This is a genomic window from Asaia krungthepensis NRIC 0535, from assembly GCF_025995175.1.
In the GTDB taxonomy this organism is placed as follows: domain Bacteria; phylum Pseudomonadota; class Alphaproteobacteria; order Acetobacterales; family Acetobacteraceae; genus Asaia; species Asaia krungthepensis.
In genome coordinates, this window is the sequence record NZ_BAPV01000057.1 from 112,231 (window position 1) to 134,332 (window position 22,102).

The following is a 22,102-nucleotide window of genomic DNA, read 5'->3' on the forward strand; positions in this document are numbered from 1 at the left end:
TGACAGAAACCGCAGCCTCGTGAAACAAAGTCATTCCGAGGGTTAATTTTCATGAAAATCGTTAATTTTCAGAGACGAGGAAGGCTGCTGCTCGGCGCCGCCATCTTCCTCTCCCCGGTGGTCGCCACGGTTTCCGCGCAGGCTCAGACGGCCACCAGCACCTCCCATCACCGCAAGGCCGTGCGTCACAACACCACCCGCAAGACGGTCACTACGCCGCGTCCTGCCAACGGCCCGCGCCTTGATGCGCAGACAGCGCCCGCCGCAACAATGGTTCCCGCCCGCTCTCAGGATGCGTTGCGGAATGTGGCCCCTGCAAGCACGGTGTCCTTTGCTCAGGGAGGCAAATCCGAGGAGTTGATCGTTGTCGGTTCCGCGCTCAGCACGGCCAACAACACCAGCGCGAACCCTGTCCAGATCGTGACGGCCAAGCAGATCCAGCAGACCGGCGTAACGAACCTTAACGATTATCTCTCACGCCTGCCCTCTATAGGCGCCAGCGGCACGTCGAACAGTAACACCAATGGCGGCGACGGCGCGTCCTGCGTGGATCTGCGTAACCTCGGGCAGAACCGCGTTCTTGTGCTGATCGACGGCAAGCGCACCACCCCGAATGGCGATTCAAACTGCGTCGACCTGAACACCATTCCCGTGCAGATGGTCCAGTCGGTCGAAATCCTGCGCGATGGCGGTTCGGAGCTCTACGGCGCCGACGCTGTTTCGGGTGTCATCAACATCAAGCTGCGTCACGACCTGAATACCGGCAGCATCACCATGCGCGGCGGCATCACCGGCCATGGTGACAACCGCACCGGCATGCTCTCGGCCATGAAGGGTTGGAACTTTGACCACGACAAGGGCAACATCACCCTTGGCGGCAGCTACATGACACAGGGCGGCGTCACCTCGCGCTCGCGTTCCTGGTCGCGTTACCCGCAGGTCGCTCGTGGGACCTATCCGGGCAATTCCGCACTGCAGATCGGCTCGATCATCACGCCGGGCGGCACCTATTTCGGCCAGGATTCGGGCGCGACCTATGTCGGCAACCTCGATGATGGCAGCCTGAGCCCCTATAGCCGCTCCAAGCGCTATAACTATGCCCAGAATCAGTGGCTGGTGAACGCCCTCCAGGATTCCACCCTGACGGGCGACCTGCATTACGAGTTCAACCGTCATTTCGATGTCTATTCGAACGTGCTCTATGCCCATCGCACGTCGAAGACGCAGCTCGCGCCTGAACCGGCGATCGGAAGCGTTCCGCCTTCGCCACTTCCCAACTCGATCATCATTCCAGCCAGCTATCCCGGCAACACTGCCGGTGAAGACCTTCAGCTCTATCGCCGCCTGAACGAGTTCGGACCGCGTACGAACAACAATTCGAATGACAGCGTGACCGGCATGTTCGGCGTGCGCGGCGACATCGTGCGCGACTGGAAGTATGACCTGTCCTACACCTATGGCGCCAGCCAGGTGACGAACGAGCTCCAGGGCGTCGGCAGCTATTCCAACCTGCTGCAGGAATGGGGCCTCGAGAACCAGGTCGACCCCAATGACCCTGATGGTGCGCTGATCTACAACCCGAATTCCTGTGCCGGTTCGCCGGGCTGCGTCCAGTCCAACGTGTTCACGCGTCTCTCGCCCGATGCGGCGCGTTACGCGAACTACACGACGCACTCGCACACCATGTATCAGCTGCGCGACCTCAACCTGCGTATCCACAACAATCATATCGTCCACATGCCCTGGCGGGGCGGCGGCGATTTCGGCGTGGCGCTCGGTATGGAGCATCGTGGCGAGCAGCTCTCGAACAACCCCGATCCGCTGGTTCAAAGCGGTTACTCGCTCACGAATACGGTGCAGTCCACCTCGGGCGGCTTCAACGTGACCGAAGGCTACATTCAGGGCCATGCGCAGCTCCTCAAGGACGTTGCCTTCGCCAAGGATCTGTCGATCGACGGTCAGGGCCGTTACTCGTCCTACAACACCTTCGGTGGCGCCAAGAACTGGAAGGTCGGCATCGACTGGGCACCCACGCGCGATATCCGCTTCCGCGGCACGCTGGGCACGTCCTTCCGTCAGCCGAACGTCTATGAGCTTTATGGCGGTGTCGGCCTCGGCTACCCTGCAGCTTCCGATCCCTGCGCCGGTGCATCGGGTGCCACGCTTATCGCCAACTGCATGAAGGCCGGTGTGGCCGATCCTGCAAACTTCAACTCGGCCAATTCGGGTCAGGTTCCGACGCTTTCGGGCGGTAATGCCGCGCTCAAGCCGGAAACGGGTCGCACCTACACATTCGGTACGGTCATCACGCCGCGCTGGATCCCGGGTCTCGCAGCATCCGTCACCTACTGGCACTACACCATTGGCGGTCTGATCGGTTCGCTGCCGACCCAGTACATCCTGAACGAGTGCTATGAGTACAGCGTGCAGTCCTACTGCAACTCGATCACCCGTCTGCCGAACGGCCAGATCAACACGGTCTCTGCCCTCGACCAGAACCTGGGCGACCTGCTGACCAGCGGTATCGACTTCGACCTGAACTACCGCTTCCGCATCACGCGTCATGACAGCCTGACAGTTGACAACAACTTCCAGCAACTCGTGAAGTACAAGCAGCAGCAGCAGCCCGGTGGCGACTATCTGAACCAGACAGGCGCGCTGTTCTACCAGAACGGTGTCGGCCAGCCGCGCGTGCGCGACTACGCCACCCTGACATGGCAGCATGATGCCTTCCGCATTTCCTACATGTTCCAGTATATTGGCGGCATGAACTGGAATGACGGCTCAGCTTTCCTGAGCGAGGAAAGCCCGGCGGCCAATGCCCGGATCCGTACCCCCGGCATGATCCAGCAGGACATTTCGCTCGGCTATACCTGGAATCGCTGGGATTTCAGCGGCGGCGTGCAGAACATCGCCGGCAAGAACCCGCCCTTCGTTCTCAACGGCGCCAGCAACTCTGCTGACAACACCTATAGCGGCCTCTATCTCGGCCGTTACATCTTCCTGCAGGCTGGTCTGAATTTCTGATCAACCCCATCTCCTCGCCCGTCAGCGCCAAATATGTGGTGCTGCCGGTCGGGGCGCCGGACGGAAAAAAAGGGCGGGAGGGAGATAACCCCTCCCGCCCTTTCCTTATCCGGACCACTTTCAAGCCGGGCGAAGGCGCTCAGCTCCCGCGATAGGTCGAATACCCGTAAGGCGAGACGAGAAGCGGTACGTGGTAATGCCCTTCCTTGCCCATGCCGAAATCGATCTGCACGACATCCAGAAAAGGCGGGTCGGGAAGGTCCTGCCCCTGTGCCCGGAAATAGGCCGCAACCGCAAATCGTAGCACATAGGCACCCTGCCCGACCGCGATCTCCCTCAGATCCGGACAGCGCCCGTCAGCATTGGAGACGCCTTCAAACAGCACGCGGTCATCATGCAGCAGCGTGACCTGCATTCCCTCTGCGGGACGGCCGCTGGCCGTGTCGAGTATATGGGTCGAAAGCGTGGTCATTGGCCTGTCCTGTCTTTCAGCCGCAGCAGGGCTATCTGATCGATCTGCCTCAGCGCCTCCGCCAGTTCCACCTCGGGCGACTGATCGAGGCGACGCTCGATCTCGCGACGCATGAGCTCCTTGGTCGCGCGACGCACACAGATCACGAATGGCATATCGAACCGGGCACGATAGGCGTCGTTCAGCGCCCGGAAGGCGACGAATTCTTCCTGCGTCAATCGATCCAGCCCGGCTCCCTCCTGCTCCGCTGCGGAAAGCCTGCCCAGATCGGGATCGACCCCTAATTTTCTGGCCAGTTCCGGATGCGCCTGCACCAGAGCTTTCTGCCTCGCTTCTCCCGCGTCATGGATGATCCGCGACGTGGCAGCGATCATCGTCTGTGCGTCCTCGAAGGGGGCCTGAGGCCAGGCTGCCTCCACGATCCAGGGCGTGTGTTCGTAGATGTCGCCATAGCGCGCCACAAAGGCATCACGGCTTTTCGCGCCGATCATAGTGGATGTTCCTCCAGCCAGTGGCGTGCGATATCGAGCCTCGTCGCCACCCAGACATTCTCATGCGCCTGAATATGAGCAAGAAAGCGCTTGAGCGCGAGCGCCCGTGCCGGCCGCCCCGCCAGACGGCAATGCAGACCAACGGACATCATGCGTCCGCCTTCCTCATAGAGCATGTCGAAACTGTCACGCAGATAGCGAAAGAACTGCTCGCCCTCAGTGAATCCGTTGAGCGCCACGCATTTCATGTCATTTACATCGAGTGTGTAGGGCACGATCAACTGACCCTTGCCATAGCGTCGATCATAATAAGGCAGATCGTCGGCATAGGAATCTGCGTCATAGATGAAGCACCCTTCCTGAGCGACGAGCCGGGCGGTATTGGGGCTGGTGCGCCCTTGGTACCAGCCCTGCGGGGCTTCGCCCGTGACCTCACGATGCAGCTTGATCGCCTCGCGTATGTGCTCGCGCTCCACTGATTCCGGCACGTCCTGGTAATCGATCCAGCGCAGGCCATGAGTCGCGATTTCCCACCCGGCCTCCTTCATGGCGCGCACCACGGCAGGATTGCGCGCCAGTGCCATCGCCACACCGAATACCGTGAGCGGCATTTTCGCCCCGGTAAAGAGACGATGCAGACGCCAGAACCCGGCACGCGCGCCGTACTCGTACAGGCTCTCCATCTGCATGCAGCGCGCGCCCTGAATGGAGCGCGTCCCGACCATTTCAGAGAGAAAGGCCTCTGACCCCGCATCGCCATGGAGCACGTTGTTCTCGGCGCCCTCTTCATAATTCAGCACGAACTGTACAGCGATGCGTGCGCCGTTGGGCCAGTTTGCATCAGGGGGGGCTTCCCCGTAGCCCAGCAGATCCCGCGGGTAGTCCTGTGTCATGAATGTCTCTCTCGCACGTGTCAGAGGGCGGCCACACCACCATCGCTCCGGGGATCGGTCGCCCCCTCCATGGTGCCGTCTTCATAGCGTCGAATGGCGCCCGCATGACCCATTGCGGTCGCGAAAGGCGTCAGGCTCTCGACGTCGTGACCGAGTTCGCGCAACCCGTCGAGGATGGCCGGATCGAATCGTGTCTCCATCTTGAGCGTTGTGGTGGTTTCCCCCCAGGTCCTGCCCAGAAGCCAGCGTGGCGCCGTGATGGCGTCCTGCAGACTCAGACCCGCAATCACATTGCGGGCCACGATGGCCGCCTGGGTCTGAGGCTGGCCCTCCCCTCCCATCGTGCCATAGGACAGAAGGCTGCCGTCATTGAGCGTCGCCATTGCCGGATTGAGGGTATGGAACGGCTTGCGTCCCGGTACGAGGCTGCGCAGGCGCCCGGGAGCCAGATCGAAGCTGGAGCCACGATTTTGCCAGACGAGGCCGGTTTCAGGCAGGACCACCCCGGAGCCGAATTCGAAATACAGGCTTTGGATCATGCTGACCGCCCAACCCTGCTCGTCCATCACACCAAACCACGTGGTGTCGCCCTGCTGAACAGGATGCGGCCAGGGCGCCGCACAGGAAACATCGATCTCCCCCGCCATGGTATCAAGGGCGGCAGGGTCGGAAAGCAACGCCTGCGGGGAAGTCTTCATGATGGCAGGATCGGCAATCACACGATCGCGCCAGAGGAATGCTGCCTTGGTCGCTTCCACCCAACGGTGAATGTCCTCAACCGTATCAGCCCCCTTTACCCCCAGCCTCTCGGCTAAAGCCAGAATCAGCAGCGACGCAGCCCCCTGAGTGGGAGCGGGCATGTTGTAGAACTGTCCGTGATGCAGCGTGGTCTCCAGCGGCCTGGAGACCACGGCCTGATGATGCGCCAGATCGTCCAGACTGACCGGTGAGCCACAGGCGGTAAGTTCAGCCGCGATCAGATCCGCCAGCTTGCCGTGATAGAAATCGCCCAATCCGGCATTGGCCAGCCTCCTGAGCGTCCGCGCCAGAGCTGGATTACGATGCACCGCACCAGCAATCGGCATATCGCCATTCGGCAGAAACAGCGATTTGAAATTGGGCATGTAGCTCAGCACATCGAGATGCGCCGCCATGAGCCCTGCCATGCTCTCGGTCACCACCATGCCATGCTCGGCATGACCGATAGCGTCTTCCAGAATTTGCGTGAGCGGCAGCGTCCCTCCGGCATAGGCCAAGGCCCGGCTCCACCCGGCAGCCGTGCCTGCAACCGTATTGGCGGCCAGTCCCCCGCGCCAGGGCACGGCATCGAGCCCCGCATAGAGCTCGGGCTTGGCAGACTGGGCAAGACGCCCACAGGCATCGATGGCCACTATCACCCCGTCAGGGCGACGGATGATCCAGAACCCGTCACCACCGAGCCCGGTCATGTGGGGATAGACGACAGAGAGCGTGGCCGCAACCGCGACAGCCGCCTCGACCGCGTTGCCCCCGGCCTTAAGAATATCCCTGCCCGATTGTGCTGCGAGATGATGGGGGGCCGTGACCATCCCCCTGCGGGAGCGCGCGCTGTAGAGCATCAATCCTCCAGGATTCGGGCACGGGCAAGCCCCGCGCGCTCGAGGGTTTCACCAAGGGCGACCAGACGATCCTCGCGCCCCGGCTGGGCAACGAGTTGCAGACCCAGAGGGAGGCCCTCCACGGCGAGCGGCAGGGTAAGTACTGGAAACCCCGCCAGTGTAAGGGGCTGGGTGTAGAGACCCAGATTGGCCCGTGCGGGCACGCTGCGTCCTCCCACCATGATCATGGGCGCGTCGATTGGCGGCGCCTCCCCGACAACGGCGGGAGCCACGAGAATATCGGCCTGCGCAAACGCCTCATGCATGGCCGCACGGAACCAGCGTCGCAGCTTATGCGCCTGAAAGACGTGAGGGGCCGGAACGAGCGCTCCGGCCAGAAGGCGATCGCGTACGGCGGGGTCATAGAGCGACGCATGGCTGCGCAACGTCTGGAGGTGCAGCGCCCCCCCTTCCGAGGCGCTGATCACGAACGCTGCCGCGCGCGCCGCGTCAACGTGCGGCAGTGCGACCTCCTGCGTGATGGAAAGGGCCCGGCAGAAATTGTTCAGTGCCGCGGCCATGGGATCTGACAGATCAGTGTCGAACCATCCTCCGAGCCGGGCCAGCTTGAGGGACCCGGCTTCAACGGCCCCGAGCGCCTGTCCCGACAGGATCTCGGTCACGACCCGCAGATCGGCCGCACTCGAGGCGAATGGGCCGACCGTATCGAGGCTGGCGACGAAGGGAAACGACCCTTCTGTCGGGAACAGATTCTGAGTGGGACGCAATCCCCAGACGCCGCAAAGCGAAGCCGGAACACGGATCGAGCCGTTCGTGTCCGAGCCAAGCGAGAGCGGAAAATACCCTGCTGCCACGCCCGCTGCCGACCCACCTGACGATCCCCCTGCAAGGCGGGACGGATCATGCGGATTACGAGTCAGCCCGTAATGGGCGTTATCTGTCGCAAAGCCATAGGCGAATTCGTCCATATTCGTGGTGGCCAGCGGAATTGCACCCGCCTCAACCAGACGGCTGACGAGCGCCGCGTCACAATCGGCGACGGGCCGATCGGCAAGCACGCGAGAGCCTGCCGTGGTTACCAGCCCCTCGACATCGAACAGATCCTTGATGCCGAAAGGCACCCCGGCCAGCGGTCCCGGATCGATGCCCTCCGCCACGCGCGCATCCACATGACGCGCCTGATCGAGAGCCCGCTGGGCAAGAAGCCGGGTGACCGCATTGATCCCAGCATCACGTCGGGTCACCCGGTCCAGACAGGTTTCAATCACCCCGACAGCACGTCGCTCGCCCGTGCGGATGGCGCGGGCCAGTTCAAGGGCGTTCATGGATGATACTCGAAAGCCGGTTCGAGGCGCTCAGGCAGGTCAAGCCCCATGACAAGCGCCTCATACTGCCCGATCAGCGCGAGATTGCGCATCACCTCGGAACGATATTCTTCCGGAATGACCAGTCCGAGAGCTGCCGCACGGGCAGCAAGTTCGTCCTCTCCGATCATGCCTGCTCCTCACCCTCGCGTCCGAGGCTCACCAGTTCCTCGGCATCGTACGCCAGGAGGCTCTCGAGATGTTTCTCCCCATCCTGCACGAAGAGGTCACCCGCTATGGCGCGTGCCAGTCTGTCTACCCCGTAACGCATGCCGCTAATGGATGCGCCGGACAGGCCCATGCTGGGCGTTGCTGCGAAAGTGAAATTATAGATCATGCCCAGCATCGCTGAATCTGGATGCTCGGGATCACGGGGCAAGAACTGGCTCTGCGGCCCAAGATAGGGATAGGAGTCCAGCACGGCGCTTTCTTCGCCCTCGGGCGCTGAGAAACGATCCCCCCACAGAGCGATATTCTGCGCGAAGGAGGCCGTTTCCGGACGCTTGGCGAAATCGATCACGAACCCTGTTCCGATGATCAGGAAGTCGAATACTCTCTCGCCATGGGGGGTCGCGACCCTGATCGTCTCACCATCGCGTCGAGCATCGAGCCACGGCGTATCGCCGTGGAAGCTGAAACCGTCATGGCGGCTGCACCGCCAGAACGTATCCTGCGGCGGGGGCTGATTGAGATCGAAGATACGCCGCATGAAGCGCCAGCGCGTCAGATCCGGCAGAGCGGGGAAATGGGCCAGGAACCCGGCATTTTCCATCCAGCGATACGGGTTGATCCGCGGCAGGGTCTTACGCCTGATACAGACGGCGACCGATTGTGCCCCGGCTTCGAGCGCCGTTGCGGCGTTGTCGAAGGCGGAGGCGCCACCGCCGAGCACGCCGATGCGCTTGCCACGCAGAGCCTCGAAATCGATCGGTTGATGGGTATGGGCATAAAGATGCCCAGGCACATTCTCGCGAACGAATTCCGGCACATGCCAGGACCCGCTACCCTCGATGCCGGTTGCGAGCACCAGCCGGCGCGCCCAGACGCTGTGAAGCGATCCCTCCTGGTCCTTGAAGCCCAGATGCAGCAATCCGTCCTGCCAGGTGATCTCGACCAGCTCGCGATCATGCTCGACCGGCAAGGCAAGGGTGTCACGATACCAGTCCAGATATTCCTGCCAGTCCCGTCGGTCGATTTTGCCCAGTGACCGCCACGCATCGGCCCCGTAGCGCGCCTCGAACCAGGCGCGTGGGGTCAGAGACGGAATTCCAAGATCGGGGCCTGTCACATGTTTGGGCGTACGCAGGGTGATCATGCGCGCGAACGTGACCCAGGGGCCCGCCTGGCCTTTCACCGCACGCTCGAAAACGCGCACATTATGCACGCCGATGCGACGCAGGGCGAAAGATGTGGCGAGCCCCCCCTGCCCGCCGCCAATCACGGCGACATCGAGAACCGGTTCGCCATGATGGGTGAGCACAGAGGAAACCCAAGGCCCCGAGGCATAGGCGATTTTCTCCAGATCCTCGTGAACCTGTCGGGTGAGATCGTTGAGCGCTTTGTTCGGCATGTCAGGGCACCCGATAGAAAGGATTGGGAAGAAGGAAGCCGCGTTCGGCATGACCGCCCGCGAGGTCCGACGGCTGGTCACCGATATTGGCGATGATGTGATAGCCCAGCTTTTCGATCCGAGCGCGCTCGGCAGATTTATAGTCTGAGGCCGAGGCGGTATGGCTGCCCTCAGGGCGAAGAACGAGCTCAGACCAGCCTTGATAACCGGCAGCTTCCAGATTGTGGGCCGTCCCCTCCCGCTCACCCTCGGAACGCCCCGTGACGAAAAACACCGTTACACCGTGCTGGCGCGCCATTTTGTAAAGTGCGAGTGTGGACGGGAAGGCCTGTGCTTTCGCGCTCGTTTCCCAGGCGATGACGCCGCATGGCCCCTTCGGAAGGTCATCGCAACGGCCATTGCGGTAATAGGCAAACTGGTTCGCCGCGATCTCGGGCCAGTTCGAGAGCGAAGTCTCGTCGATATCCAGAACGAGCGCCGGTTTCGTGACATGAGACGCCCGGAAACGCACCCATTCCGAAGCGTCCTGAATGACACTCGTGAAGTCCCGTTCATAGTCCCCATTATCATGGTAGGCGGTTGCCGCCACCATGGCATCGCCCACATTCATGGGCTGGGCCTGGGCATCCGTCGAGGTGAGCAGCGCAGCGCCCAGCAGACCTGCCAAAGCCAGATAGGAAACGGGATCGAAGACCACGCGCCATGCCTTGCCCCCTGCTGGACGATACGACGGCGAAACCAGTGGATGAGAAACGGAAGTCACCTGAGAGCCAGCTCCTGGAAAACGAGGTCGTTACGGTATCTTCACAGCTCGGTCGCTGGCATACAAGGCCCAGAACGACAATTATGACTATCCCCCTCCCGGAGTCCCGGCATATCACCGAAACGAACATGAGCGTCAGGTAACGTCATTGTTATTCATTTCCCAAATGAATCGAAGGACAATTATCGCACCGGCAATCATTGGCGTATCCAATCATAAAACCGTGTACATAAAATCTGTAAATGTGCCTGCGAATAGCCTTGCAACTACTTGCGTACACCCATCCGTCGAGTTAATTGAGGCGTTATACAAAGTCTCGGCCAGGAGCGGATATTGGGTGCACCTCGCGAAATAGCCATCGTGACCATTCTGGAAGCGGCTCAGAAGATTTTCTCCGAGCATGGTTTCAGCGGTGCAAGCATTGCTGCCGTCGCCCGCGAAGCCGGCATCCCCAAAGCTAATATTCATTATTACTTTTCGACCAAGGAAGTCCTTTACCAGGAGGTTCTTCGTCGCACAGTACAGGAGTGGCTCGGGGAATGTGAAACATGGCTGCGCCCGGAGCAGCCTGCCGCGCATGCCTTGCGCCATTATGTCAGGTCGAAACTCGCCTTCTCACGCGCCAATCCTCACGCGTCCAGACTCTTCGCCCATGAGGTCATCGGTGGGGCGCGTTATCTGCATGACTATCTCTCAACGACCCTGCGCCCCGCTGTCCAGCCATTCAGCCGGACTTTCGAAATCTGGATGGAACGGGGCGAAATACCGCAGGGTGACCCCATGCACTTCCTGTTCTGCCTATGGGCCATGACACAGTGGTATGCGGACATGCAGCCTCAGGTCACCGCACTGCTTGGCAAAGAATGCCTTGCGGAGCAGGATTTCGATGACGCGGCCGAGACGATCATCTCGCTCGTTCTTCGTTCGGGTCATTGAACAAAAGGCGCCTCACCCGACGCCCTGTTCTTCAGGCTTTTCTCCTCCCCCGCCCGCGAAGATCACGATCAGCAAGGCAAGCGCTGCGAGCGCTGTGCCGCTCATGGAGACGGCGGCGTAACCCAGCCCGGCCGACAGCACACCTCCGCCGAGCCATGCGCCTAATGCGTTTCCGAGATTGAAGGCGCCGATATTGACTGATGATGCAAGGGCGGGTGCCTGACGCGCCGCCTGCATGGTGCGCATCTGCAGGGCAGGCATAATGGCGAAGGATGCGGCGCTCCAGAGCAGAATGCCCGCAATCGCTCCGAATGAACTCGCCGCAAGAAAGGGATACACCAGCATGACTGCGCCGAGCACGGGCAGCATGATTTTGAGGGCGAACCCCGTGGATCTGTCAGCAAGCCTCCCGCCCAGAGCGGCACCGATGCTGAAACCTACCCCGATTGTCATGAGAGCGAGCGTGACGAGCGCATCGCCTGCCCCGGTAATGCTGTGCAGAAAGGGCGCGATATAGGTGTAGAGCACGAACATGATCCCAGCCCCCAGCGTGGTGACTGCAAGCGCCAGCAACACGTCACCCCGTACGAGCACGCGCAGTTCCCCAAGGATATCCGGACGTGCGGAACGCCCCCTCGGTGGCAGGGCGATGCTGAGTGCCAGAACCGCCAGAGCCCCGAGGAGGGCCGTGACCAGAAATGCGCTGCGCCACCCGGCATTGTCACCCAGCCATGTGGCGGCCGGCACACCGAAGATATTGGCGATAGTGAGCCCCAGAAACATCGAGGCGACTGCCGAGGCCCGACGCTCGGGAGCCACAACGCTGGAGGCCTCGACGGCGCCAAGCCCGAAGAACGCGCCATGGGACAGGCTGGTCACGACACGCCAGAACATCAGTATCGCGTAGCTATGGCTCAGCCCTGCACCGAGGTTCCCCACGATATAGAGCATCATGAGCCCGATCAGCGCAGCCTTGCGCGAGATAGCGCCGAGAAGCAGCGTCATGAACGGCGCGCCGATCATGACGCCAAATGCATAGGCACTGACCAGACCTCCGGCCCTGGGTACGCTCACATGCAGATCCTGTGCGATGACTGGCAACAGGCCCATCGGCGTGAATTCGGTCGTGCCGATGGCAAAAGCGCCAACCGCCAATGAAAGCAATGCGCTGCGTGCAGACGCCATATTACCCCCCGAAGAATTAAAGCTCACGCAAGTTCTTCTTACTTTGCAGAACCCGCGCGTCATGCCACCACTTGGTCTGATCATTCCATGAGGAGCCGGAGCAGAACAATGACCATGCCCTTTGCCGATAGCAACCACGACGCATTGTGGCTGCCTTTCACGGCCAATCGCCAGTTCCGCGACTCCCCGCGTATGCTCGTTTCTGCCAAGGGCATGTATTATCGTGATGATAAAGGGCGCGAGGTGCTCGATGGTTGCGCCGGGCTATGGTGCGTGAACGCCGGTCACAGCCAGCCACGCATCGTCGAGGCTGTCCAGAAGACGGTCGCAACGCTCGATTTCGCTCCTGCTTTCCAGATGGGGCATCCGCTTGCCTTCGAAGCGGCAGATCGCGTCGCCCGTCTTGCACCTAACCCGCTCAACCATGTGTTTTTCTGCAATTCCGGGTCGGAGGCGGGCGATACCGCGCTCAAGATCGCCATCGCCTATCATCGCCTGCGCGGCGAAGGCACACGCACACGACTGATCGGCAGGGAGCGCGCGTATCACGGTGTTGGCTTCGGCGGCATTTCGGTGGGCGGTATCTCCGGCAATCGCAAGCTTTATGGCTCGCTGCTGACCGGTGTCGACCATCTGCCGCATACGCTCGATCTCCGTCGGAACGCCTTTTCACGCGGTCTGCCAGAGCATGGAGCCGAACTCGCCGATGATCTGGAACGTATCGTCGCGCTCCATGACGCGTCGAATATTGCTGCCGTTATCGTCGAGCCCCTGGCCGGGTCGACCGGCGTGCTGCCGGCTCCCAAGGGCTATCTGAAGCGCCTGCGTGAGATCTGCACCAAGCATGGTATCGTGCTGATCTTCGATGAGGTGATTACTGGCTTCGGGCGTCTCGGTGCCTCCTTCGCCGCAGAAAAATACGGCGTCGTGCCCGATATCATGACGGTGGCAAAGGGAATCACCAACGGGACGATCCCGATGGGCGCCAATATCGTCTCGGACGAGATCTTCGAAGCTTTCATGCAGGGGCCGCGCGAGGCCATTGACCTGCCCCATGGCTATACCTATTCCGCGCATCCAATCGCCTGCGCGGCGGCAATCGCGACGCTCGATACCTATGCCGAAGAACACCTGTTCGAGCGCGCTGCGGCCCTCACGCCCTACTTCGAGGAAGCCGCGCATTCGCTCAAAGGCGCGCCGCATGTGGTCGATATCCGCAATGAAGGTCTCGTTGCCGGGATTGAACTGGCCCCTCGCCAGTCCAAGACGACACGGGCCTATGAGGTCTTCGAACGCGCCTTCAACGAAGGGCTCCTGTTACGCTACACGGGCGATATTCTCGCGATTTCACCGCCCCTGATCATCGAGAAGAACGAGATCGATCGCATTTTCGAGACGATCGGTCGCATTCTCAAATCGATCGACTGACATCCGCAGGGCGTCGCGGGGAAAATCCCGTGACGTCCGCGCGAAGATGGCTCGGACAAGCTCAATCAAACCATGCCGATGCCTGAGCCTATGCGAAGTGCTGGCCGGACGCGCATGGATACATCGCGGGGTTCGGCAAATAATTCCTGCGCCCCCCACAAGTCACGACCCAATTCATGGGAGCCTTGTCTTCCCGGGCGTATTGAGACAAGGGCAGAAAGCGCAGTAAGCCGCTCTGCATCCCTAACCGGACGGGACTAGACCAATGCCAGCCAATCTGGACCAGTACCTCAAGCTGCGCCATCTGCGTGTTGTCACCGAGATTTTCAACACCGGTCATATCAGTGTTGCCAGCGCCAATCTGGGCCTGACGCCGCCTGCGATCTCGAAAGCCTGTGCAGAGATCGAAGCGATTATTGGACACAAGCTGTTCGACAGGACCCGGTCAGGAATGGTGCCCACCGATCTGTGCCACCTCCTGGTCCGTTCCTCAGGGATTATTACGGCCGAGCTGAGAAAACTCTCTGCCGAGATTCAGGACAATCTTTTCAACACGCCACAATCGCTCACCATCGGCTATCAGTCACCATCGCTTTCAGCAGTTGCAATGCACGCGGCGGGCGTGTTGCGGCAGCAGATACCTGCGTTGAGGCTCAAGATCATACAGATCGATAGAGCCTCGCTGCTGGATGGCTTGCAACAGGATCGATACGATATCGGCTTTATCGCATTGCATCAGATCGAAAATTTCCCTGCCCTATCCAGTCAGATCCTGCTGAATGAACGCTGCTTTGCCGTGTCGCTGGAGGGCACGATGAGCCTCTCGGCGGTGCTCGATAACTGGGCGGATTTCAGGTTGCGCAACTGGGTCCTGCCGATACCGGGCTTCGCAATTCGCGACCGATTTGAATCCCTGCTTGCATCGCGCAATCTGTACAGCCCTGCAAACGTCATCGAACTTAACTCCGCCTATGACGCGCGTCCGCTTATCGTCGCGTGCAACGCCATGACCATCGCTACGAACACGATGCTCAGCAACGCAGGTGTCACTCTGCCGAGCTTCAGCCATGACCCCACCGATGACGATATCCTTCTCGCAAGTGGGGTGGTCTGGCGCACGCATTCGCCAAATCTGGGCATCATCGATCGGTTTCGCAAAATTGTGGAAGCATGGGCCAATCCGATACCTCCGGGGTGATCGACCGTCTGCTTACCCATCGGGTGCAGGGCCTCAGCAACACGACGTCACATGTATTCCAAATTTCATCTTGCCTTGAAGCAAAGATAATATCGCGCGCCTCACTACTGTCGATAGTTTCTCTCTCAACAACATCGACAGACGAACAATAGTCGCGTCACCCTCTCTCAATCGATCGAAGATGATCTGATCTGCGCCCGGATATTTCCGCATGGACGGGGCTTTCCTACGCCATTCTTCTTCCACGATTAATGACTGATTACCCGGTCGCAGAGAAAGTGAAAGCGCACTCTATCGTTCGCCGCAGCAAAGAGGCGAAACGCCCATGGCCTTCCAGCCCGATCCAAATGCCCGCATCCTCACCGGAACGTGGAGCGCCGTTAATTCAGGGGGTGTTACCGTCTTCCAAAGCGGAGCCACCGTGGTCAATCCCCCTGTCCAGTTCAACGGTGCAACGCTGAACATCATGTCAGGCGCGACAGTCTCCAACGTATTCTTCAGCAACTCGGGCGGCTATCCCCGTGTGAATGTGTCCGCGGGCGGCGTTTTGACTTCCTCCTATATTCGAGAAGGATACTTCACGGTTTTCAGCGGTGGGAAATCAATATCGAACGATATTGAATCCAATACTGCTATCGTCATGAGCGGGGGTTCTTCCGTCGAGGATCGTCTCTTCAATATCAATCGGCCCGTCAATGGTTTTACCGTGAGTTCGGGCGGGACAATCATAAGCCCTGCCGTGAGCAGCGGAGGATCACTGGGGGCCTATCCCGGCTCAATCGTGGGCGGGCAGCCCTCTGTTACCGGTGGCGTTGCAGCCTTCAACGGCGCGACCGTAGGAAGCGGGAAGATCCCCGACCCACTTGTCTTCGCCCCAAACGCGACAGTCGTCGCAGGGAACTGGTCAGCGGTCCTGGCGAATGGCAAAACTGTTTATCAAAGCGGGACTGTATCGCTGGCGGGACCGATTCGTATTTCCGGCGGCAACCTCACGGTTACTTCGGGGGCGGTAGCCTCGGGTGTCTACCTCCAATATGTGGGGTTACAATGGCCCCAAGTCTATATCCAAGGGGGCAGCACCCTCGTTTCCTCATATGTGCAGAATGGGAGTGTCTTTGTATCGGCAGGAGGTCTGGTATCGGCGAGTACCTTGGACTCCGATGGCGGGATTGTCTATTCCGGAGGAGCCGCGATTAGCAATACCTATATCAATAACGGATTTGATGCCTCCAATGTTCAAGTATTGTCTGGTGGCGTCATGTCAAGCCCATTTATTACTACCGGCGGGATCGTGCGAGTGAACCAAGGCACTGTCGTCAACCCGACTGTGAACAGTAACGGATATCTGGGCATCACGAGCGGCCAAATGATCACGTGTTTCCTTCGCGGAACACTTGTTACCACATCGCTCGGCAATATCCCGGTAGAGGACATCAAGAAGGGCGATCTGCTCACGACCTATGACAGCAAGGGTCGCCTGACAGGCGTCCAACGCGTGGTCTGGACGCATGTCAGCCACGTCGAAGTACCTCTCTTCGACGACAGGTCGGCCAGTTATCCCGTGCGTATCATGCGTAGCGCTTTCTCTGAGGGCTGCCCGGCACGGGACATGTGGGTGACCGACGAGCACTGCTTTGTGTTCAAGGGTCGTCTCGTCCCCGTGCGTATGCTCGTCAATCATACCACTATCGCATATGATAAACGGCAATATCGCTACGATTACTTCCATATCAAATTGGAAGAGCATTCGATCATCCAAGCAGAGCATGTCCTGACCGAAAGCTTCCTCGATAGCAACGACCTCGAGAATCAAGGGACATTCGGCAAATCATTCGTGCCGCCTGTCCCGGCCTTGCCGCTTTGCGTCGAGCGTCATTTTGTCGAGCCGATTTACCGTGAGCTCGAGGGTCGCGGACTGGGTCTCACGGGCCACTCTGTCGCGAGCCTGAATCCCTCCATCGAGGACTCTGGTCTCTATCTGGAAGCCGATGATGGCAGACGGATCCAGACGTTGAGACGCAAGGGGAACTGGCATGTCTTCATGGTCCCGGCAGATCTCCGCAATCTGCACCTCGTCTCCCGGGTTTTCAAACCCTCGGAGGCAATTGGCCCCTTCATCGACGATCAGCGTCTTCTCGGCGTTCTGGTTCAGGATATCGTCATCTACGATAGTCGTCAGACGACTGAGATCGACATCCATCTGACCCGGCGCGATTTACCTGGATGGGATGTACTGGAGGAAGGCAAGCATCGTTGGACCCAGGGGCGTGCAAATCTTCCGATAAACGATATCACCACCGAGACAGAGTTCATGCTTTGCATCGAGGTGATTTCCGGAGGGCCCTATCCTTTGGGATTTGGGACGAGTTTCCACTCTTTCCTCCAGCAGGGCTCGCCAATGATGCAGCCCAGCCAGATCGCGCAGTAACAAACAAGGGCGGCAGGTCAAACGCCGAGGGAATAAACCGGAGGGACAAACGGATCGGACGGCATTCACTGCTTTCCGATCCATGACAACGAGGTAAAAGAAACCTCGCTTTGTCTAGAATATGCGGTCCCATCGATGGTTGAAGGGCACCGGGCGGAGGTTCAGTTCCGCCGCCCCTGACATTCATGATCCTGGATTTCCTCGCCGGACGCACGGTCATCACCGCCCACAACATCGTCGAGCAAGACATATCCAGCTCCGAGCGGTGTCAGGATGAGGGTGTGATTGCCCATCTCCTGCTCGGGATGGGCGAGGCGTGCCGCCAGAATCCGAAAAGGCGAACCATTCATCGTGGCGAGATAAAGCGCGCGATACCGGTGATTGTTGAAGCTCTCGGGAAGATATGACCAAGAGGGACCGATAGATGCCTCGTTGCGATCCAGCAGAGCGCGCATTCTTGTATCGATGCAGTCAAGATGGATATGAAGCTGATTCTGCGAGCGCCCGTGAGCGGAATTGATCGCAAGAGAGAGTTCGCTCTCAGGGATCGAGCGATGATAATCCTGCCCGACACGCTCACGATAGGCCCAGGCTTCCGCGAAATAATTGGGCTGTTCAGGTCGGAGGAGTGCCGGGCTCTCCATACCGGTCACTTTTTCCGTTGGGATCAGCAGATACTGCCCTTGACCTTCTATGGAGTGGAGCAACGCAAAGCCATGGGTCTCATCATAGACGGCGCAAGGTTTGAGCCCGCGAGCGCAGCGACCATGCACAAGTTTCCAGAGCACGTCTGGATCATGGTCCTTATGAATGACCAGCCCTGGGGGTGAAGCGAGAGCCGTGCCGGTGCCAAGCATCGCCGCAGCGGCCAAGGTTAGGAATGATCTCAGCACGAACGGGTAGCTGCCGCCAAGGTCATGCTCTGCCCAAGGCGCTCGAGCCGACGCTTCACACCGCCGCCTGCGGCGAAGCTGCTTTGCGAGTCATGGCTCAGCCAGAGCACGCCGTCCTCGATGCTGAGCGACGTGTTTTTGAGCAGCGCGGCGGTTCCGCCGCAGATCGTATAGGCCAGACGCAGCGCAAATCCGAGTTGGACTGCGCGATCGCAGTCATCGGGTGCAAGAAGGCGACGGGAAACTTCCATGAGCGCATCGGCCGGGTCCGCCTCATAACGCACAGCCAGAGTTAGGGCCACGAATGCCCTTGCCTGATGGTCGAACCCGACACCGTGCATGCGCATCACACGCAGATAGGTCTGGGCCGCGCGATATTCCGGGTGATCGAAAGACCCGATATCCGACATACGGCAGGCCATGTCTCGCAGAGCCGTCTCGGAAGGGGTTTCATGCGCGAATAGCGGTGCAGTCCAGCGCACAAGATCGCCCGGGAGCTCCATGCTGCGGCTGAGGCGATGAGAAGTTTCATCGGCAAGCGCGCGGCAAGGATCGAGCGTCGCAACAGCTTGGCCCACCTTGCGCATGTACCACCCCTCACGCAGACCATCGACACTGAACACGATCTGCGATGGCTGGACGATGCGCATGAGTCGCCGCAGGACAGTGGCCGCGTAGGGGACGTCATCAAGGCGCTTGCGCGGAAAGCCGGGTACTTTCTCAAGCATCTTGCGCGGCGTGTCGATCAGCCAGGTCACCATCTCACGCGCCTCATCGGCCCCGAGCGTGTAGAGATGAACGATGTTGAGGGGATAGTGTGTGCGGGCGATCTGCAACCGCGCCAATGCGCGAAAAGCCCCGCCGACGAGATAGAGCGGTTTACCCTTCAGGGCTGGCAGCCACTCGACATCGTCCAGATCGGCCTCGACAACCTCACGTGCGCGCTTGAGATCCCCGCCGGAACGGTCTGAAAGGCGGATCACGCCAAGAGGTTTGGTGCAGGCCTCATGATGCCGCCCCCCGGCGACACGGATGAGTTCGAGCGAGCCACCCCCGATATCGGCGACCACACCATCGGCATCGGGTAGACCGCACAGCACACCCGTGGCTGCGTAATCGGCCTCCTCCTCCCCGGAGAGGATGCGGATAGGGACGCCCGGCATGCATTCATGCAGGGTTTCGACAAATTCGCGGCCATTACTGGCGTCACGTACCGCCGCCGTGGCCAGAACCTCGAAAGGATGGGCGTCCATGGCACGCGCAATCGCGTAGAAGCGGCTCATCACGTCACGCGCCAGACGCAACCCTTCCTCGTTCAGTCGACCCGTCTGCTCGAGGCCACGCCCAAGGCGCAGTGTTGCCTTTTCATTGAAGATCGGAATGGGATTGCGGGTGACGCCCTCGAACACAACCAGTCGAACCGAGTTCGACCCAAGATCGACAATGGCTGCGCGATGATGGCCTTGCGGTGCGTCAGAACCCGTCACTCTACCCGTTTCCTCAATCTTCGCGGATGCGATCGGGCCGTTCACGACGACCCGCATCCTTGTCCTGCGGTTTCTCCCTGGCCGCCGAGCCACGCCCGGAAAGCGAGGGATTATGCATGAAATACTCATGCGCCGAGAAGGGATTAGCCCCGGCAGACACACGATGCCAATCCCCCCGCGAGGAAAGCACCCAGCTTTGAAGCGTGTCACGTAAATCCATCGTCATGATCTGACCCAGGATCTGCGCGTGAACGGTCGGATTGAAGATCGGAACCATGGCCTCGACACGACGGTCCATATTGCGCCCCATCCAGTCGGCGGACGAGATGAACAGCTTCGCCTTGTGCGACGGCATGCGATGGCCGTTCCCGAAGGCAAAGATTCGTGCATGTTCCAGATACCGTCCGACGATCGAGCGTATCTCGATATTCTCGGACAGCCCCGGCACGCCGGGGCGCAGGCAGCAGATCCCGCGCACGATACCGACGATCTTCACCCCAGCTCGTGAAGCGCGATACAGCGCGTCGATGAGCGAAGGGTCGACCAGCGAGTTCATCTTCAGCCAGATCTTGGCGGGACGTCCAGCCTTGGCGTGGGCGATTTCACCATCGATCAATTCCATGAGCGTTTCGCGCAGCGTAATAGGCGCGAAGGCGAGCGCCTCCATGTCCACCGGGGTCGCATAACCCGTCATGTAGTTGAACAGCTTGGCCGAATCGCTGGCCAGTTGCGGATCGCACGTAAAGAAAGACAGGTCGGTGTAGATACGCGCGGTGATCGGATGGTAGTTTCCCGTGCCGAAATGCGCGTAGGAGCGCAGCCCCCCGGCCTCTCGCCGAACCACGAGACTGAGCTTTGCGTGGGTCTTCAGATGGGTAAAGCCAAAAACGACCTGGACGCCCGCTGATTCGAGCGATCGGGCCAGGCGGATATTAGCCTCTTCGTCGAAACGTGCGCGCAGTTCGACCATGGCCGTAACCGATTTTCCAAGTTCCGCCGCCTCGATCAGAGCCCGCACGATCGGACTGTCGCGCGACGTTCGATACAGCGTCTGCTTGATCGCGACGACATTGGGATCGAGCGCTGCCTGCTTGAGGAACTGCACCACCACATCGAAGCTCTCGAAGGGATGATGCACCACGATATCCTTGGCGCGGATCGCCGCGAAGCAATCACCGTCATAATCGCGGATACGTTCAGGGAAACGCGCCTTATAGGGCTTGAACAGAAGATCGGGCCGGTCCGAGACGATCATCTGCTTGAGGTCGACCACGCCGATCATGTCGGGCTGCACCACGACATCGTCTTTGGCGACATCGAGTTCTTCGGCGAATTCCCGCCCCATACCCTCGGGGATGGACGCATCGAGCGCTAGATGAATACCCACCCCACGACGTCGCTGCTTGAGTGCCGTCTCGTAGGAAAGGACCAGATCCTCCGCCTCATCCTCAAATTCGACATCGGAGTCACGGATGATCCGCAACACCCCGCCTTCGGCAATTTCCATGCCGGGAAACAGGCGGTCTATATGCAGGCGGATGACGTCCTCAAGCGCCACAAATCGCACATCCGGGCGAATCTCGGGTTCTTCCCTGTGAGGCGCAGGCAGGCGGATGAAGCGATCGATCTGCTGGGGCAGCAGGATGAGGGCGTCCATCGAGAAACCGGGGATGGACGGATCATTCAGTCTCAGGGCCAGCGCCATGCCCAGATTGGGGATGAACGGCATGGGGTGCGACGGATCGATGGCAAGCGGCGTGAGAACCGGATAGATCTCGTCCTCGAACTTGGCGGCAATGCTCTCGCGCTCCGCCTCGGTCAGTTCATCGCGCGTGCAAAGCCTCAGGCCAGCTTGAGCGAGTTCTCCGCGCAACAAACGCCAGATCCGCTGCTGAGCGGCGAAAAGCTTGGCAGCACTGCGACGCACACTGGTAAGCTGCCGCGCAGGCGTCAGTCCGTCAGCCGAGGGGGCAACCAGTCCTTCCCGCACCTGACCGACGAGACCGGCCACACGCACAGAATAGAATTCATCGAGATTACTGGCGCTGATGGAGAGGAAACGGAGCCGCTCGAGCAGAGGATGACGGCTGTTTTCAGCCTCCTCGATCACGCGCTGGTTGAAATCGAGCCAGGATAATTCGCGATTGATGAAGCGCGCCGGTGAGGTGACGATTCCCGGGTCGGGAATACGCGCTACCGCCCGTGTGGCGCGAGAGGCACGGGGGCGACTGTTTCGGGCAGGTCTGGCAGCCTTCAGAGGGGCGACCTTTGGATCCTTGACCGAATCCTTTTCCGAAGACGACGTCACGCGATGCGTTTCCTGTTTCTATCCAATGGGTAAACGCAGCATCCTCGCATAAGACGCCCTA

At 60.1% G+C, this 22,102-nt stretch carries 17 protein-coding genes; 5 read left to right on the forward strand and 12 right to left on the reverse strand.

Annotation, left to right across the window (positions count from 1 at the left end; translation table 11 throughout):
- Window positions 1–51 precede the first annotated feature (51 nt).
- Window positions 52–3,027 carry a TonB-dependent receptor plug domain-containing protein gene (locus tag AA0535_RS12855; RefSeq protein ID WP_264816861.1) on the forward strand — a complete coding sequence of 992 codons (2,976 nt, stop codon included), beginning with the start codon at window positions 52–54 and terminating at the stop codon, window positions 3,025–3,027.
- A gap of 139 nt (window positions 3,028–3,166) precedes the next feature.
- On the opposite strand, the gene uraH is transcribed toward AA0535_RS12855, so the two are convergent.
- Genes uraH through AA0535_RS12895 form a run of 8 tightly spaced genes read right to left on the reverse strand, consistent with a single transcriptional unit; the run spans window position 3,167 to window position 10,178 of the window.
- Window positions 3,167–3,499 (reverse strand): hydroxyisourate hydrolase, encoded by a 333-nt coding sequence (uraH, locus tag AA0535_RS12860; protein ID WP_264816863.1) that lies wholly within the window; start codon window positions 3,497–3,499, stop codon window positions 3,167–3,169.
- Entirely contained in the window at window positions 3,496–3,990 is a 495-nt protein-coding gene (gene uraD / locus AA0535_RS12865) for a 2-oxo-4-hydroxy-4-carboxy-5-ureidoimidazoline decarboxylase (RefSeq protein WP_264816864.1), read from the reverse strand. The genes uraH and uraD overlap by 4 nt, the downstream gene beginning before the upstream one ends.
- Window positions 3,987–4,883 carry an allantoinase PuuE gene (gene puuE, locus AA0535_RS12870; RefSeq protein ID WP_264816865.1) on the reverse strand — a complete coding sequence of 299 codons (897 nt, stop codon included), beginning with the start codon at window positions 4,881–4,883 and terminating at the stop codon, window positions 3,987–3,989. Before puuE ends, uraD begins: the two co-directional genes overlap by 4 nt.
- Window positions 4,884–4,903: 20 nt before the next feature.
- A complete protein-coding gene (locus tag AA0535_RS12875) occupies window positions 4,904–6,481 on the reverse strand; it encodes a gamma-glutamyltransferase family protein (RefSeq protein WP_264816866.1) in 1,578 nt (525 codons plus the stop codon).
- The gene (locus tag AA0535_RS12880) at window positions 6,481–7,806 is read right to left on the reverse strand and encodes an AtzE family amidohydrolase (RefSeq protein ID WP_264816867.1); all 1,326 of its coding nucleotides are present in this window, start codon (window positions 7,804–7,806) and stop codon (window positions 6,481–6,483) included. Before AA0535_RS12880 ends, AA0535_RS12875 begins: the two co-directional genes overlap by 1 nt.
- Window positions 7,803–7,976 (reverse strand): DUF4089 domain-containing protein, encoded by a 174-nt coding sequence (locus AA0535_RS12885; RefSeq protein ID WP_264816868.1) that lies wholly within the window; start codon window positions 7,974–7,976, stop codon window positions 7,803–7,805. The genes AA0535_RS12880 and AA0535_RS12885 overlap by 4 nt, the downstream gene beginning before the upstream one ends.
- A complete protein-coding gene (locus tag AA0535_RS12890) occupies window positions 7,973–9,415 on the reverse strand; it encodes an NAD(P)-binding domain-containing protein (RefSeq protein WP_264816870.1) in 1,443 nt (480 codons plus the stop codon). The genes AA0535_RS12885 and AA0535_RS12890 overlap by 4 nt, the downstream gene beginning before the upstream one ends.
- 1 nt (window position 9,416) lies before the next feature.
- Window positions 9,417–10,178, reverse strand: a complete 762-nt coding sequence (locus tag AA0535_RS12895; RefSeq protein ID WP_264816871.1) for an HAD family acid phosphatase — start codon at window positions 10,176–10,178, stop codon at window positions 9,417–9,419.
- A gap of 333 nt (window positions 10,179–10,511) precedes the next feature.
- On the opposite strand from AA0535_RS12895, the gene AA0535_RS12900 reads away from it, so the two are divergent.
- A complete protein-coding gene (locus AA0535_RS12900; RefSeq protein ID WP_264816872.1) occupies window positions 10,512–11,114 on the forward strand; it encodes a TetR/AcrR family transcriptional regulator in 603 nt (200 codons plus the stop codon).
- A gap of 12 nt (window positions 11,115–11,126) precedes the next feature.
- Here the strand turns inward: AA0535_RS12900 and AA0535_RS12905 are convergent, their stop codons facing one another.
- Window positions 11,127–12,299 (reverse strand): MFS transporter, encoded by a 1,173-nt coding sequence (locus tag AA0535_RS12905; protein ID WP_264816873.1) that lies wholly within the window; start codon window positions 12,297–12,299, stop codon window positions 11,127–11,129.
- 108 nt (window positions 12,300–12,407) lie between these two features.
- Between AA0535_RS12905 and AA0535_RS12910 the strand changes: the two genes are divergently transcribed.
- From AA0535_RS12910 to AA0535_RS12920, 3 genes are all read left to right on the forward strand, one after another.
- Entirely contained in the window at window positions 12,408–13,727 is a 1,320-nt protein-coding gene (locus AA0535_RS12910) for an aspartate aminotransferase family protein (protein ID WP_373319341.1), read from the forward strand.
- A 265-nt stretch (window positions 13,728–13,992) separates the two neighbouring features.
- A complete protein-coding gene (locus AA0535_RS12915) occupies window positions 13,993–14,925 on the forward strand; it encodes a LysR family transcriptional regulator (protein WP_264816874.1) in 933 nt (310 codons plus the stop codon).
- 325 nt (window positions 14,926–15,250) lie between these two features.
- The gene (locus AA0535_RS12920) at window positions 15,251–17,353 is read left to right on the forward strand and encodes a Hint domain-containing protein (protein ID WP_264816875.1); all 2,103 of its coding nucleotides are present in this window, start codon (window positions 15,251–15,253) and stop codon (window positions 17,351–17,353) included.
- 161 nt (window positions 17,354–17,514) lie between these two features.
- On the opposite strand, the gene AA0535_RS12925 is transcribed toward AA0535_RS12920, so the two are convergent.
- The 3 genes from AA0535_RS12925 to AA0535_RS12935 are packed head-to-tail and all read right to left on the reverse strand — an operon-like array spanning window position 17,515 to window position 21,921.
- On the reverse strand, window positions 17,515–18,246 hold the full coding sequence (locus AA0535_RS12925) for a CDP-diacylglycerol diphosphatase (protein WP_264816876.1): 732 nt from the start codon (window positions 18,244–18,246) through the stop codon (window positions 17,515–17,517).
- On the reverse strand, window positions 18,240–19,733 hold the full coding sequence (locus AA0535_RS12930) for a Ppx/GppA family phosphatase (protein ID WP_264816877.1): 1,494 nt from the start codon (window positions 19,731–19,733) through the stop codon (window positions 18,240–18,242). The genes AA0535_RS12925 and AA0535_RS12930 overlap by 7 nt, the downstream gene beginning before the upstream one ends.
- 13 nt (window positions 19,734–19,746) lie before the next feature.
- The gene (locus AA0535_RS12935; RefSeq protein WP_373319344.1) at window positions 19,747–21,921 is read right to left on the reverse strand and encodes an RNA degradosome polyphosphate kinase; all 2,175 of its coding nucleotides are present in this window, start codon (window positions 21,919–21,921) and stop codon (window positions 19,747–19,749) included.
- Window positions 21,922–22,102 lie beyond the last annotated feature (181 nt).